The organism is Sphingobacterium bambusae, assembly GCF_033955345.1.
In the GTDB taxonomy this organism is placed as follows: Bacteria; Bacteroidota; Bacteroidia; order Sphingobacteriales; family Sphingobacteriaceae; genus Sphingobacterium; species Sphingobacterium bambusae.
This window is the reverse complement of sequence record NZ_CP138332.1, coordinates 4,231,372-4,244,379: the sequence shown is the minus strand read 5'-3', so window position 1 is coordinate 4,244,379 and position 13,008 is coordinate 4,231,372. Positions and strand designations below refer to the sequence as shown.

Here is a 13,008-nt window from a genome sequence, read left to right as displayed (position 1 = left end):
ATGGAAAATATAATTACAATACAGGTCGAAGACCGGGATGGACAGGTCAATCCGCTGGAATTGCCTACAGACATCAACTTAAGCCTGATGGAGATCTTGAAAGCTTCCGAGTACGATATTCTAGCCACCTGTGGTGGGATGGCGCTCTGCGCCACCTGCCATGTCGAAATCCTACATGGCGCCGAAAGCCTACCTGCCGCATCCGATCAAGAACTGGATATGTTAGACACCTTGCCTGATGCTGATGACGCTAGTCGCCTCGCCTGCCAGCTTCGACTAACAAATGACAACGACGGTTTACAGGTAAAAATAAAAGGCACCTTACAATGATCCGATTATTAGTGTACAAATCACACTAAGTTTTTGTATTTTTGTAGAAGAGAAGAGATAGACGTCTGAACAGGGACTTTGCACAAATATTAGAATTAGTTAATACTAGCATAAAAGACAATTAAGATATTTGTAGCCTATCTCACAGTATAGAACAAAATTAGTTTATTATGTTATTAGATCGTTCTGAAAGAAGCTTTCCGAGAGTCATCATCATTGGCGGTGGTTTCGGAGGTGTAGAAGCGGCCAAACAGTTTAAGGATAAAGAAGTGGAAGTGCTATTGATTGATAGAAACAACTTCCATACGTTCCAACCATTGATGTACCAAGTCGCGACGGGTACATTGGCTGCGGACGCTATTTCCTTTCCCATCCGCAAGATGTTCAAATCCCAAGAAAATTTCCGGTTCAGAATGGCCGATGTACTCGAGATAAACTCGCAGGACAAGATCGTCAAAACATCTGTTGGAGATTATGACTACGACTACCTGATCATTGCGACAGGAGCAACCTCCAATTTTTTTGGTAACAAACAGGTAGAAAAGTATGCGCTTCCTATGAAGAGCATCCACGAAGCGCTCAACATCCGTAGTTACGTATTGCAAAACCTAGAAGACGCCGTGCTTCGTAAAAACCTACTCGATCGCGAACGTTTCTTAAACTTTGTCGTTGTAGGTGGAGGCCCAACCGGCGTTGAGCTTTCGGGAGCGATTGCAGAAATACAACTCCACATATTGAAAAAGGATTATCCTGAGCTCTCTAAGCACGAGATGAAGGTATACCTTGTTGAAGGTATGGGCAAAATTTTGGGCGCTCTCTCTGAAAAATCATCTAGCGATGCCGAAAGGTACCTAAAAGAATTGGGCGTTAAAGTGATGCTAAATACGCAGGTAACGGGATATGATGGGAATACCATTACCCTATCAAATGGCGAAAGCATCCCAACAAAAACTGTAATTTGGGGCGCTGGCGTCATGGGACAATTTCCTGAGGGAATACATCCCGAGATTATACAGCGCGGCAATCGCATCAAAACCGATGGCCAATGCCGCATCGAAGCCATGGATGGCGTGTATGCGATTGGCGATGTAGCAGCGATGATCACCGAAGAAACGCCTCGTGGGCTTCCTGGTGTAGCACCAGCGGCGCAGCAACAGGGCAAGTACGTGGCTAAGCACATCCTGAGCAGCATGAACGGGAACCACAACCTTCCAAACTTTAAATATTTTGATAAAGGTTCTATGGCCACCGTTGGTCGCAACCGGGCAGTCGTCGATATGGGCAACATCCATATGAAAGGATTTTTAGCTTGGATGACTTGGATGTTTGTACATTTGGTATCGATCTTTGGTTTTCGCAATAAATTAGTAACCTTTGTAAACTGGACGGTCAAGTTTTTCACGAAGAATAGCGGTATACGACTTATCATCAATCGCGTCGACAGGCCAGAACCCAAAAAAGAAGATTTAGCATACCAAGATCAGTAAAACATGGAAAATAAAGCCATAGCAAAAGCATTTAAATTATGTAGCCAGTTAATGGAGTTGTACAACCAAAATCCATTTCGGACGAAAGCTATGGCTTCTGCATCATTCAAGATTGACAAACTTCCTTTTCCGGCCGTGGATGCTTCCTTGGAACAACTGGCTGAACAGCCAGGGATAGGAAAAAGTACAGCCGAGAAAATCAGCATGCTTATTGAGACAGGATCTTTCAAAGAGCTGGATGATCTGATTACAAAGACACCCGAAGGCATATTAGCTATGCTTTCCATCAAAGGACTTGGACCTAAAAAGGTTCAGATCATCTGGAACGACCTGGGCATAGAGACGGTGGGCGAACTGTTGTATGCCTGCAATGAAAACCGTTTGGTGGAAGCGAAAGGCTTCGGGTTGAAAACACAAGAAGAAATTCGGAAAGCGATCGAGTTTGCCAATGCGGCGCAGGGTTTATTTCTTTATGCCAAAGCAGAAAAAATCGTACAACCTTTCTTTACGGCTTTATCCGCAGCGTTCAAAGAAGAGATACATTCGTTTACCGGAGAGTTTCGCCGCAAGTGCGAGATCGTTTCCTCGATCGACATCATAACCACAGCGCCCGAAGCGGCAGTTGTTCATTTTATTGAAGAAAATAAAGACTTCACCCTGCTTGAACGTTTCGACGCCTCTCTGCAATTTACGGATCCTTTTTCCCTGAAATATCAAATACTTTTTAGCAGCAGCGCTACGTTCGCTTACGACCTGCTATTAAGTACGGGTAGCGATGCACATATCCAACAACTACAAGCTATACGCAAGGATATCCCGCAAGTGGATAACGAAGCCTCCATCTATAATGAATTGGGCCTTTCCTTCATCGAACCAGAGCTACGCGAGGGTCTGCAGGAAATAACTTGGGCCAAAGAGCACAAGCTTCCAAAGCTCATCAACTATAGCGATCTAAAAGGCACATTGCACAATCACTCTACCTACAGTGATGGGGTACACAGCTTAGAACAAATGGCCAGCTATTGCAAAAACGAACTTGGCTTGGGTTATTTAGGTATTTGCGACCACTCCAAGACTGCAGTTTATGCCAACGGCCTATCCGTGGAACGATTGGCAGAGCAGTGGCAAGAGGTGGACAACTTGAACGAAAAACTTGCTCCTTTTAAGATTTTTAAAGGCATCGAGTCGGATATATTGGGCGATGGATCGTTGGATTATCCGGCAGAAATTCTGGAAAAATTTGATTTTGTAGTCGCTTCGGTACACAGCAATCTCCGCATGGATGAAGAAAAGGCAACGCAACGATTGATTCGTGCCATCGAAAACCCCTATACGACGATCCTAGGCCACCCTACCGGTCGCCTGCTATTAAGTAGAGCCGGTTATCCACTGGATTTCAAAAAGGTAATCGATGCCTGTGCGGCCAATCAAGTGGTCATTGAAGTCAACTCCAACCCGCTCCGGTTGGATCTCGATTGGCGATGGCAGCAATACGCCTTAGAGAAAGGCGTCCTTCTTTCCATAAATCCCGATGCTCACCGCACAGAAGGGTTACTGGATATGCATTATGGGGTACATGTGGCACGAAAAGGTGGTCTTTCCGCCGAGCATTGTCTAAATGCCTTTACGACAGAAGATATTGCATCTTTCTTCCAGAAGCGCAAAACTGCTCGTTTATAAATACAGATTGAGACAATCGCCCATTGGCAAAAATAAAAAAGCCGGAAATGAGTCATTTCCGGCTTTTTTATAGGGCATTTCATTCCCTTACTTTTTGTAATATTCCATGGCTTTGGGAATCAGCTTCTGTATATCATTGATCCGACGGGCATCACTAGGGTGTGTACTCAAAAATTCAGGCGTAGAGCTAGCAGCCTTAGCTGATGCCATACGTTCCCAAAAGGAAACCGCACTTTCTGGATTATATCCGGCCATAGCCATAAAAACTAACCCTAGCTGATCGGCCTCCGACTCGTTGCTTCTCGAATATTTTAAAAGAGCCAATTGCCCACCAATACCGTAAGCATTATTAACAAGTCCTTGCAACAAACTGCTCTTACCCGACGTAGCTACACCCAAAACCTGTGCACCTACTTGAACGGCATATTGATTAGACATCTGCTCCATAGAATGACGCGCTATCGCATGCGCAATTTCGTGCCCCATTACGGTAGCTAACCCAGCTTCATTGGCCGTGAATGGTAGAATCCCCGTATATACGGCGACTTTCCCCCCCGGCATACACCAAGCATTGACATCGGAACTTTCCACCAAATTAAACTCCCAATTGAAGTTAAACTGTTGAGCGATACCTTCTGCGGCCAGATACCTATTCACCGCAGCTGCAATCTTATTGCCCACATTTTTCACCAACGCCGCATTCGACGTACCGGTAATAACTTTAGTTTTCGAATCAGTCAAAAATTCTTTGTACGCCACTGCTGCTTGTTCTTGAATCTGGTCATCGCTAACCAAGGATAGCTGTCTCCTTCCGGATACAGGTACAGTAGAACAGGATGCCAACACGGCACCCAGTAAAGCTATGGATGTATATCTAAATATCTTTTTCATGTCCGTATATTACTTTTCTCTAGGATTATGCAAATCTTATGCCTAAACACTTAGGCCTTCTTTTTCTTGAACAAATATATTTTCGACTCGTGCCCTTTTAATAGGCGCTCTATATTTTTTTGATGGGTAACCAAAATCAATGCACATATTGCAATGCCATATAGCAAAACTGCGGGAACGGATGTATGGAAAATAAAGGCTACGCTAAAGGGGAACGTAAAACCGGCAAGTATGGAGCCTAACGAAACATAATGCGTGACCAACAATGTAATTATAAAAACAGAAACGCAGCATAGCGCCGCCGGCGGATGAATAGCGATCACCATACCGAAAAGCGTGGCAACTCCCTTCCCACCACGAAACCCCGCAAAAATAGGAAACAAATGTCCCAGTACGGCAATAACACCTAAGGCCAGCTGAAAATTAACAAACTGTACCGAATTGGGCACGCCCACCAAAGTAGAATCCAATAGATGCGGAAGATTAGTAGATGTCCACCCCTTGAGGATATCGACAAACATTACAATAGATCCGGCTTTCTTTCCGAGCACGCGAAAGGTGTTGGTCGCACCGGCATTTCCACTGCCGTATTCACGGACATCAACGCCGTAAAATGCTCCTCCGAACCAAACTGCTGAAGGAATGGATCCAAAAAGATAAGCTAATATGACTATCCCTACTAAATAAATTGAAATCATATATTGTCTATACTTTCTGAATACAATTATACTATTTTTGCTTTCAAGCTCAAATCAAGACTTTTCACAGAGTGTGTCAGCGCTCCGACAGATATATAATCCACACCAGCTTGGGCGTAACTCGCTATTGTTTCAAGGGTTATGCCTCCTGATGCCTCGGTCACCAAGCGTCCGTTAACGATCTCCACCGCAGCGTGTACCTGTTCCGGGGTGAAGTTATCGAACATCACCCTATCCACAGCTTCGTTCGCCAACACCTCCTCCAACTCATCGAAATTACGCACCTCTACTTCTATTGCGATCTCCAAGTGTCGCTGCGCCTTGTAGGCCTGTGCCTTTTTTATGGCCTCGCTGATACCACCTGCGTAGTCTACATGGTTATCTTTGATCAAAATCATGTCGTAAAGACCGAAGCGATGGTTTGTTCCTCCACCTATCAACACGGCTTCTTTCTCCAAAAATCTAAGAAGCGGTGTCGTTTTTCGGGTATCCAACACTTTCGCTTTCGTACCGATTAATTTCTCGGCGTAAGCTGCCGTGCGGGTCGCTATTCCCGACATTCGTTGCATAACATTCAACACCAAACGTTCGGCTTTTAAGATGCTGTGCACATCGCCTTTCACATAAAACGCCACATCGCCCGGCATCACCGTAGCCCCATCTTTTATATAGATATCCAACGTCAATCGCGGATCGATGAGCTGAAAAATATCTTCAGCAACCGCTACACCGGCCAATATACCATGATCCTTCACCAAAAGCTTTGCCTCTCCTTGTGCCCCCTCGTTAATGGTAGATAATGAAGTATGATCTCCCTCTTGTACATCCTCTTCCAGCGCCAATGCGACGAATTTCTTCAGTTTATCTAACTCAACAGCCATGTATTCTATGCAATTTATTAGCGAAGATGACAAAAATATATATCATTATAAAATATTAAGCTAATTTTTGGTCGCCAATGCCGCTACTCCAAACGCATTTCCACAACTTGAAATTTTGTATTGGTTTGTGCTAGTTTCACAAATACACGGTACGTCGATTTATTCGATTTTAAAGAAAACACGATATAAGAGTTCGACGAGTTATTCACCCGCTGTAATTCTTTAAGCTGCTCGATCTTATTAGATCGAAAAAATTCATCCAGCAGAAGCTCCGCTTGAAATTTGGTGTAGGAACCTTCGTCACGTTTCACGGAAAGATTTACCGTGCCTGCAAATGTGCTGCTTACCTTTTTAGCATTGCCCGTCTTCAGGCCCATCGTAATCTCGTTCACCACCTCATCGAAGGAGGTACTCCAAGCGTAGGCAGGCATGTAAAAAAGCAACAACAGGCCAATCAGTACACCTGAACATGTGCTGCACATTAAACCTTTTGACCATAAATTTCCTTGCATAAGCAGAGCATCTCTTAATTACATATAGAAGGGATACACCAAAATTATGCCAACAACGAAAAACGTTGCTTTATGTTTTTGTGTAAATAAGACACTCAAATGTGGTTTATTTTTTCGCAAATAGATATATTTGTGTGTGAGTAATTTAGAAAACAAAAGAGTAGCGCTATTGATCCTAGATGGTTTAGGATATGGCAAAGACGATAATTCAAATGCGGTTCGCGCAGCACAAACCCCGTTTTTAGATCATTTGTTGAGCAGTTATCCAAACGCTAGGCTGGAAGCGTCGGGCGAGGCCGTTGGTCTCCCTGAAGGACAAATGGGTAATTCTGAAGTTGGACATATGAACCTCGGCGCGGGTCGGGTGGTATATCAAGAACTGGGACGTATTAATAAGGCTGCTAAAGATGGTGAATTTAATCATAACGCCGTCATTCAAGGAGCTTTTGATTACGCCAAATCACAATCCAAAAAGGTACATTTCATTGGTTTGCTTTCAGACGGAGGAGTACACGCCCACATTACCCATTTAAAAGCGTTGTGCGATGCCGCGCAACAGGCGGGACTCAGCAACGACCAAGTGTTCATCCATGCATTTATGGACGGTCGTGATACCGATCCAAATGGCGGGCTGGGCTATGTTCAGGATCTAGAAGCACATCTTGCTACTTCGACAGGACGCGTGGCTAGTGCTATCGGCCGTTATTACGCTATGGATCGTGATAACCGCTGGGAACGCGTAAAAGAAGCATACGACCTACTGACAAAAGGCGTAGGAACCCCGACTTCGAACCTGCAACAAGCTATTGAAGCGTCGTATCAAAACGGTGTGACGGACGAATTCATAAAACCTATCGTCGTAACCGACGCCGATGGTAGTCCATTAGCGACCATACAAGAAGGAGATGTGGTATTTTGCTACAACTTCCGCACCGACCGTGGCCGTGAGATAACTATTGCCTTGACGCAAGAGTCGTTTCCAGCTTACGATATGAAACCACTATCGTTGCATTACGTTACGATGACTTCGTACGACGATACTTTCAAAGGTGTACAAGTTGTTTTTCAGAAAGACAATTTATCCAACACACTCGGAGAAGTATTGAGTGCACAACATAAAACGCAGGTGCGTATTGCCGAAACCGAGAAGTATCCACACGTGACGTTCTTTTTCTCCGGCGGTCAAGAACAGGAATTTGAAGGTGAGAGAAGGCTGTTGATTCCTTCGCCAAAAGTAGCGACCTACGACCTACAACCTGAAATGAGCGCACTGGGCATTACAGAAGCAATCTGTAAAGACATGCAGGAGAACAAACCGGACTTTATCTGTCTAAATTTTGCAAATCCTGACATGGTGGGCCATACTGGCATTTTCGAAGCTGTTATCAAAGCTGTAGAAACGGTAGATAGCTGCACCAAACGTGTCGTAGAGACAGGTTTGGAAAATGGCTATTCATTCATCATTCTTGCTGATCACGGAAATTCGGAGTTTATGGTTAACGAGGATGGGTCGCCTAATACGGCGCATACGACAAATTTAGTTCCTTGTGTACTTATCGACAGGGATTTCGCACAAATCAAAGACGGAAAACTTGGCGATGTAGCACCAACAGTACTTCGTTTACTTGGTGCCAATATTCCTGCAGAAATGACTGGTAATGTCTTGGTGTAAAATATATCAAATGTTTTATGGAGCAGTAACGGCTAGTGCCGTTGCTGCTTTGTTCTTTTCGTGCAGCACGCCCCCTCCGACGAGCGGTGCAGCCAAGGAAAAGCAATTCGACATTCCCCACTTCTTTAAGCAAGAGATTGCCCGATTGGAAAAAACGAATCCCTTAGTAAAAAAGACCGTCACCAAAGACAGTCTTTCGGAAACCAAGGATCTTAAAATAAGCAACTGGAGCAATGAACTGGCAAGTTTTGCTACCGTAGACCTTAATAAACCGGTCTATGCTGGCCTATTACAGAAAGACAGTGTTAATGGAAAGCTCACCTTCACGGCAGATGATCCGAAGGTCGATCTTTCCTCGGTCGAGATTAGTTTTGCTCCTGACAAAAGCCCCAAGGGGTTCATTATCCGACGAACGATAAAAAACTCGCTCTATCAAACTACGGAAACACTAGAATACCAGCGGGACAGTATATACAGTCTTCAAAAAGACCAGTCCGTTTTGTTATTAGGAGACAAGCACTACAACATAAGCGCGTCCTTTCTTCGTTGATAGATGCTGTAGTAGAGTCCTTGATGTTTACCTCAGGTCATAATTCCATACGGTAAACATCAAGGGCTTTGATATCGCTGAAACAGAGAAATTTGTTTCTAAGCGTAACGAGCCAAGGCAATGATGTTATCGCTGAAGCGTGTCAAGCGCCCTAAGCTATGCAAGAAGTCGAGACTGATAATAAAAGCATAACCGACAACTACACCTTCCAATTTTTCAACAAGCTTTGAGGCCGCTACCACGGTTCCACCAGTAGCCAAGAGATCATCATGGATCAAGATACGGCTGCCTGGAACAAAAGCATCTTCATGGATTTCGATCGTCGCCTGCCCATACTCCAATTTATAAGATTCGGCTATTGTTTTAGCGGGCAGTTTTCCCTGCTTGCGGATAGGAATAAAAGGAATACCCAATTTGTTGGCCAGCATCATTCCGAATAAAAAACCACGGCTTTCCACACCGGCAATGGCATCTATCTCCATCCCTTCCAATCGCTTTGCCAGTTCATCCACAATGGCAGAACTCAATTCCTGATCTTTCAATACCGGAGTAATATCTTTAAAAACAATACCGGGTTGTGGAAAATCGGGAATATCCCGGATAACGGACTTAAGACGGTCTTCTAACATATAAATTGTCAATTGAATTGTAAATATGGCTCAATTTTAAGCAAAAAATCGGGATCTAGCGCATAAATCTTTTTTAGATCTTCCATACTCTGCAACGCACCATGCTGTTCTCGATAGCGAACGATATAACGAGCGTTCCGCGCAGAGATATAGGGATGACGAGCCAACTCCTGTTCCGACAACTGGTTTATAGGCAATTGTTTGACGGCATTCTTCCCTAAAAACAGTAGTGTCTTAAATCCTTCGAATGTTTCGGCTGTTATGCCGTATACCTCAGCCACTTGATCGATGTTGTAAAAACCGCCCAATAGATCTCGAAATTTCACTATTCGGCTAGAAAGTACAGGACCTATTCCGGGGAGCGTTTGCCATGCCAAGGTATCGGCTTCATTAATATTCAAGGGCAAAATCTTTACCCGTTCTTTCTCCACAAAGTTCGTCTTTCTCACTACCTGCTCGTTCGATACGGACAACTCTTCATTAAAGCGTAAGAACGGTGCAATACGTTGAAAATCTTTCGCTGATATAGTGTACATCTTAGCTACATCCGCGGCGCTACGAAAACGGCCACCTTTACGCTCGTAATTCTTAATACCGCGAATCTGTTTATCGGAAAACCCCATCGCACGCCATCGCTCTTCGGATAGATCGTTAGGATTGAAAGGCGTTATAGCATAGGTATGTTCTTGCTCTGGCGCATCAGCCTGTACATGAACCGTTTCCACGCCTTTGTTATCGAAAGCGTTCTCCGCTTTCAATTCTTCCAAACGAACCAAGGGCTCCAGAGCCGTAGCGGAGCGAAAAACCACACGATGAAGCAACGGTAAAAACTGCAAAAGGACAATTCCGCACAGCAACAGCACAAAACCACGTTGTTCATGCGCCGTTAATTTGAAAAGTAAAGCCAACTTTTTCATAGGCCATCCCCCTTGTGCAGTTATCGTTTCTACTTCAACTCATTCGCAGATACTTTCTTTACCTTAGTTCCATCCTTTAATGTCTTCGATATCGCGTTAAAAGGTCTAGAAACCACCTCTTGACCTTTCTTTAGTCCTGATTTAACAATAATATTACTATCATCTTGAATTCCGGTAGTAACGACTACCTGTTTAACGGCATCTCCTTCCAATACAAATACATACTCTTTAATGTCTGCATCGGTGCTGGTGGAGTCGGTCTTATCCGCATCGCTACGAACAGTCACAGCTTGGATGGGTACGATAAGCCCTTTATCCGATTTAGTGTGTATCTGAACAGTCGCGGACAACCCGGGTTTAAAGGGTGAAGCACTATCCGCATCTTCAGCACTTAAATCATCATAAGAAGACGGTTCGATGCGTACTTTAACGTTAAAATTAGTCACCTGTTCAGCCGTAGTTGTAGTCGTGGTCGTTGTCCCAGTAGATGTGGAAGAACTGGAAATCTCCGTCACGACACCTTTAAATTTGCGCCCCTGAAAGGCATCAACCTCTATCGTTGCCGTGTTACCGACTTTCACCCGATTGATATCATTTTCGTTTACCTCGACATTAACTTCCATCGTGGCCATATTGGCGATACGCATAATCTCTGTACCAGCCATCTGTGCAGTTCCCACGACGCGCTCGCCCAACTCGATAGAAAGCAAGGAGATAATACCATCCGCTGGCGCGTAAATGGTCGTTCGAGACAGGCTATTTCCAGCCTCCTGCAACTGCGCCTGTGATTGGTTAACCCCGAAACGGGATGCAACCACCTGCTGACGCTGTGATTCTAGGCTCGCCCGAGCACCCTCATAGTCCGCCCTTGCTTTGTCCATCTCCGAAGCAGAAATCACCCGCTTGTTGAACAGCTCCAAACTTCGGTTATAGATGGCTTCCACGTTTACAAAACTTGCTTCCTGTTGTTTAAGCACCTGTTGCGACATGGCAAGATTTGCTTTTTGTTGGCTCACCATAGCGGCTACCTGATCATAACTAGATTGTAACAAATCGGGCTTAACTCGACATAAAACCTGTCCTTTCTTAACTCTATCGCCTTCGCGAACGTTCAGCTCGATGATTTCTCCCGACACCTCCGAGCTCAGTTTAACCTCAAATTCCGGTTGCACTTTGCCACTAGCCGAGACCAACTCCGATATCGTTTTCTCCTCCACCGTATTGACGGCTACTTTCTGTACCGATCCATCGCCAAACCATCCGAACTTATTGCCCAGCAAGACCAAAGTCAGGATAACCACGGCGGATATCACCAATATAATAGGAAGTTTACTTTTCTTCTTTGCCATGCTGGTATTAATTAAATGTTATTGGATTGCCAATGTAGTAGTCTATTACCTTTCCTCGGAATACCATTTCATATTTACGGCGTATCATATCAAACTCCGCTCTGTTCATATTTGTTTGTGCTGTAAACATCTCCATAGAATTAGCCATTCCCACATCGTATCGTTCCTTTATCGCTTCGAAAGCCACTCGCGAAGAATTGAATGCCACCTGCGAGGTAAAATACTGTTTGTTGGCAAACTTGAGATCCAAGATTGCCTGCCCAATGGTTTTCTGTAAATTCCGGCGTGTGATAGCATCTTCCGTTTGCGCCTGCAGGAAACTTAGCTTCGCCTTATTTACCGCAACCTTGGTTCGGTTATTATTAAATATCGGCACGTTGACGCCCAGTTGGCTCTGAAAGGTTTTATTTCGATTAAATTGGGTGAAGAAAGGCAAAGGGTTTAACGTTTGCATATTCAGGAATTGCGAGGAATAATTTGTACCATAACCCGTAGATAGAGTAATTGAAGGATAATAACCACCTTTGGCAATATCGATGTTCTTTTTGGCCAAAGCGATGTTATATCCGGCCTGTTCCACAATAGGCTGTGTATCGAGTGCTTTTTCAAACACATCATCAAATGATAAAATCGCATACTCGGCCATAATCTCCGCAATATCTGGCTTTTCGAGCGTAAAAATTGTATCAGGAGACATCTCCATCAACTGTTTTAGATTCAACAAAGAAAGCTCGTAAGCATTCTCCGAAGTCATGATGCTGAGTTCATCGGTAGCCACTTGGTTTTCAGACTGCGCAAGATCGGCCACGGTTTTATTGCCGACGGCGAACTGTATACTATCCTGTCGCAATTGCTCCCGAGAGAGTTTAACCTGTTGTTTTGCCGCCTCATGCAACTCCCCATTGGTTATTGCTTCCAAGTAATTCGTGACAACGGAAAGAATGAGATCATTCTTTATCTTATCGACTTCAGAAGCGTCGATGGATAGCTGAATTTTATTAGCTTTTATCTGATTAATTTTCTGAAAGCCCTGAAACACTGCCACACTAGAGCCTATATTAGCACCGGCGCTAGTGTTCGAACTACCACGAATCAACTGTCCTGTCGTTTGATCGAAGATCAAACCATAATTGTAGCCGCCATTAAAACCAAACGACAGATTTGGATAAAGCTCCGACTTGGATTGGTAGAGCGTCTGCTCACTGATTTGATAACCAAATTGTGCTTGGCGTATTTGCAAATTACGATCGAGTGTCGTCTGTATGGCATGCTCTAGGCTCAGCTGCGCTAGAGCTACGGGGCATCCAAAACAGACGAAAACCAACCAAGCAAAGAGACAGGACGATAATTTTCGTATCATTTCGTAATTTAAGTGTAAATGATTCCTAAATTTGAGACAAAAATCTGAGATT

13 protein-coding genes are annotated in these 13,008 nt (G+C 44.3%); 5 read left to right on the top strand and 8 right to left on the bottom strand.

The window, feature by feature from the left end; genetic code table 11:
* The 3 genes from SCB77_RS17625 to SCB77_RS17615 all read left to right on the top strand — a co-directional run bounded on the left by SCB77_RS17625 (window position 1) and on the right by SCB77_RS17615 (window position 3,497).
* Window positions 1-330: a 2Fe-2S iron-sulfur cluster-binding protein gene (locus SCB77_RS17625; protein ID WP_320183310.1), complete on the top strand. Its 330-nt coding sequence runs from the start codon at window positions 1-3 to the stop codon at window positions 328-330.
* A gap of 170 nt (window positions 331-500) precedes the next feature.
* Window positions 501-1,817 carry an NAD(P)/FAD-dependent oxidoreductase gene (locus SCB77_RS17620; protein ID WP_320183309.1) on the top strand — a complete coding sequence of 439 codons (1,317 nt, stop codon included), beginning with the start codon at window positions 501-503 and terminating at the stop codon, window positions 1,815-1,817.
* Between the two features lie 3 nt (window positions 1,818-1,820).
* A complete protein-coding gene (locus SCB77_RS17615; RefSeq protein WP_320183308.1) occupies window positions 1,821-3,497 on the top strand; it encodes a helix-hairpin-helix domain-containing protein in 1,677 nt (558 codons plus the stop codon).
* An 87-nt stretch (window positions 3,498-3,584) separates the two neighbouring features.
* Here the strand turns inward: SCB77_RS17615 and SCB77_RS17610 are convergent, their stop codons facing one another.
* The 4 genes from SCB77_RS17610 to SCB77_RS17595 form a co-directional block, all read right to left on the bottom strand.
* Window positions 3,585-4,388 (bottom strand): M48 family metallopeptidase, encoded by an 804-nt coding sequence (locus SCB77_RS17610; RefSeq protein ID WP_320183307.1) that lies wholly within the window; start codon window positions 4,386-4,388, stop codon window positions 3,585-3,587.
* A 50-nt stretch (window positions 4,389-4,438) separates the two neighbouring features.
* Window positions 4,439-5,086 (bottom strand): glycerol-3-phosphate 1-O-acyltransferase PlsY, encoded by a 648-nt coding sequence (gene plsY / locus SCB77_RS17605; protein WP_320183306.1) that lies wholly within the window; start codon window positions 5,084-5,086, stop codon window positions 4,439-4,441.
* A gap of 26 nt (window positions 5,087-5,112) precedes the next feature.
* On the bottom strand, window positions 5,113-5,967 hold the full coding sequence (gene nadC, locus SCB77_RS17600; RefSeq protein ID WP_320183305.1) for a carboxylating nicotinate-nucleotide diphosphorylase: 855 nt from the start codon (window positions 5,965-5,967) through the stop codon (window positions 5,113-5,115).
* An 83-nt stretch (window positions 5,968-6,050) separates the two neighbouring features.
* Window positions 6,051-6,479 carry a DUF4783 domain-containing protein gene (locus SCB77_RS17595; RefSeq protein WP_320183304.1) on the bottom strand — a complete coding sequence of 143 codons (429 nt, stop codon included), beginning with the start codon at window positions 6,477-6,479 and terminating at the stop codon, window positions 6,051-6,053.
* A gap of 136 nt (window positions 6,480-6,615) precedes the next feature.
* On the opposite strand from SCB77_RS17595, the gene gpmI reads away from it, so the two are divergent.
* Together gpmI and SCB77_RS17585 are read left to right on the top strand one after the other, a co-directional pair.
* Window positions 6,616-8,151, top strand: coding sequence for a 2,3-bisphosphoglycerate-independent phosphoglycerate mutase (gpmI, locus tag SCB77_RS17590; protein WP_320183303.1), 1,536 nt, complete (start codon window positions 6,616-6,618; stop codon window positions 8,149-8,151).
* Between the two features lie 10 nt (window positions 8,152-8,161).
* A complete protein-coding gene (locus tag SCB77_RS17585; RefSeq protein WP_320183302.1) occupies window positions 8,162-8,701 on the top strand; it encodes a hypothetical protein in 540 nt (179 codons plus the stop codon).
* A gap of 98 nt (window positions 8,702-8,799) precedes the next feature.
* Here the strand turns inward: SCB77_RS17585 and SCB77_RS17580 are convergent, their stop codons facing one another.
* Genes SCB77_RS17580 through SCB77_RS17565 form a run of 4 tightly spaced genes read right to left on the bottom strand, consistent with a single transcriptional unit; the run spans window position 8,800 to window position 12,956 of the window.
* Entirely contained in the window at window positions 8,800-9,330 is a 531-nt protein-coding gene (locus SCB77_RS17580) for an adenine phosphoribosyltransferase (RefSeq protein WP_320183301.1), read from the bottom strand.
* Between the two features lie 8 nt (window positions 9,331-9,338).
* Window positions 9,339-10,247 (bottom strand): helix-hairpin-helix domain-containing protein, encoded by a 909-nt coding sequence (locus tag SCB77_RS17575; protein ID WP_320183300.1) that lies wholly within the window; start codon window positions 10,245-10,247, stop codon window positions 9,339-9,341.
* Between the two features lie 29 nt (window positions 10,248-10,276).
* Entirely contained in the window at window positions 10,277-11,596 is a 1,320-nt protein-coding gene (locus SCB77_RS17570; RefSeq protein WP_320183299.1) for an efflux RND transporter periplasmic adaptor subunit, read from the bottom strand.
* Window positions 11,597-11,603: 7 nt separating this feature from the next.
* Window positions 11,604-12,956 (bottom strand): TolC family protein, encoded by a 1,353-nt coding sequence (locus SCB77_RS17565; RefSeq protein ID WP_320183298.1) that lies wholly within the window; start codon window positions 12,954-12,956, stop codon window positions 11,604-11,606.
* Window positions 12,957-13,008: the final 52 nt, after the last annotated feature.